We start from the raw sequence: 1,877 nt of genomic DNA, 5'->3' as shown, positions 1-1,877 counted from the left end.
GATCAACCGGTCCAGCACCGCGCGATATTCGGCAAAATGTTCCGACTGGCGGCGCACCGGTGCTTCCCAGCGCAACCCCAGCCATTCGAGGTCACGGAAGATGCCGGTTTCGAATTGCGGCGTGCAGCGGGTGATGTCGATATCCTCGATGCGCAGCAGCAGGCGTCCGCCCGCTCGCGCCGCCATCTTCTGGTTGAGCAGGGCCGAATAGGCGTGGCCGAGATGCAGTTCGCCATTGGGGCTCGGCGCGAAGCGGAATGTCAGGAGCGTCATCTTTCAGGCGGCATTCAGGTTGTCAGGTGCTTCCGCCGGTTGATAGTTAGCCATCATTTGTCGCCCTGGGAACAAGCAAACGTGCAACGCATCGCCTCGCTCGACGACATTGCGGCAGGGCTCGACGCGCTCTGCCGGATCGATCCGCGGCTGGAGACGGTGCGCGGCAAAGCGGGCGAGGTGCCGCTGCGGCTGTCGCAACCGGGGTTTGGGAGCCTCGCTTCCATCATCGTCTCACAGCAAGTTTCCCGCGCGAGCGCCGACGCCATCTTCGGCCGGCTGGTCAAGCTGGTCGACCCGCTGACGCCGCAGGCAATCCTCGCCGCGGGCGAAGACGTATTTCGCGAGGCCGGGCTGTCGCGGCCGAAGCAGCGCGGGCTGCTCGCCGTGGCCGAAGCGGTGGCCGGCGGGCTCGATCTCGATCACCTCTGCACCCTGGAAGCCGGCGAGGCGATCGCGGCGATGACGGCAGTGCCGGGCATCGGCCCGTGGACGGCCGAGTGCTACCTGCTGTTCGCCGCCGGCCACCCGGATGTGTTCCCCGCGCGCGACGTCGCGCTCCAGACGGCGGTCGGCCATGCGCTCGGCATCGACCCGCGTCCGCCGGAGAAAATGCTTATCCGGCTGGCCGAATCATGGAGCCCCTGGCGGGGTGTCGCGTCGCGGCTTTTTTGGGCCTACTATCGCGAACTGAAGGGCAGGGACGCGGCGCCTCCCGTCGAAATGGCCAAAAAAGCATGAAAATCATGCGTTTTTGAGGGTTTCGGCGAGAGACAATCCGCTTCACATCCCTGTCATGTCGGGCTTACAGTATCCGCGCCGTTCGGTTTAGAACGAAGGAGGCGAAGGACGTGACGGTTGCCGTATCTCCGGATGGGCTTCCCGCGCTGGTGCTGAATGCGGACTACCGTCCGCTCAGCTATTACCCCCTGTCGCTCTGGTCGTGGCAGGACGCCATCAAGGCTGTCTTCCTCGACCGGGTCAACATCGTCGCCGAATACGAGCACGCCGTCTCCTCGCCGACCTTCTCGATGAAGCTGCCGAGCGTGGTCAGCCTGAAAGCCTATGTGAAGCCGTCGCGGCATCCCGCCTTCACCCGCTTCAACGTGTTCCTGCGCGACCGCTTCCAATGCCAGTATTGCGGCACGCCGGAGGATCTGACGTTCGACCATGTCATCCCGCGCCATCGCGGCGGGGCGACAACCTGGGAGAATGTCGTCGCCGCCTGCTCGCCCTGCAATCTTCGCAAGGGCGGCATGATGCCGGCGCAGGCCAAGATGTGGCCGCTGCAGAAGCCCTATCAGCCGACGGTGCACGACCTGCACAACAACGGCCGCCTGTTCCCGCCCAACCATCTGCATGAAAGCTGGATGGATTATCTCTACTGGGATGTGGAGTTGGAACCCTGAGATCGTTCGAGAATTCGGGGGGCTGGCCGTCTGAAGCAAATGTCTCCGCTTCCGGTGCTCACGTACTTTAAAGCACGTCGCCTTTTAAAGGATTCGGGATTCCCTGAATGACGGTTTGATGATTCATTGCGGTAGAAGGGAGAAACCGCGATGGGCAAGCCGTTACCGATGGCGTTGCGTAAGCGTGTTGCAGCG

The 1,877-nt window shown here is 63.3% G+C and carries 3 protein-coding genes; 2 read left to right on the top strand and 1 reads right to left on the bottom strand.

All coding sequences use genetic code 11. The features are described from left to right. A partial coding sequence (locus EOD07_RS32935) for a glutamate--tRNA ligase family protein (RefSeq protein WP_245470586.1) occupies positions 1-273 on the bottom strand: 273 nt, incomplete at its 3' end. An 81-nt stretch (positions 274-354) separates the two neighbouring features. Between EOD07_RS32935 and EOD07_RS32930 the strand changes: the two genes are divergently transcribed. Together EOD07_RS32930 and EOD07_RS32925 are read left to right on the top strand one after the other, a co-directional pair. Further along, positions 355-1,014 carry a DNA-3-methyladenine glycosylase gene (locus tag EOD07_RS32930; RefSeq protein ID WP_127238204.1) on the top strand — a complete coding sequence of 220 codons (660 nt, stop codon included), beginning with the start codon at positions 355-357 and terminating at the stop codon, positions 1,012-1,014. Positions 1,015-1,124: 110 nt separating this feature from the next. Then, positions 1,125-1,682, top strand: coding sequence for an HNH endonuclease (locus tag EOD07_RS32925; protein WP_027167440.1), 558 nt, complete (start codon positions 1,125-1,127; stop codon positions 1,680-1,682). Positions 1,683-1,877 lie beyond the last annotated feature (195 nt).

It is taken from the genome of Mesorhizobium sp. M2C.T.Ca.TU.002.02.1.1, from assembly GCF_003997225.1.
This window is presented reverse-complemented; position numbering and strand designations above follow the sequence as displayed.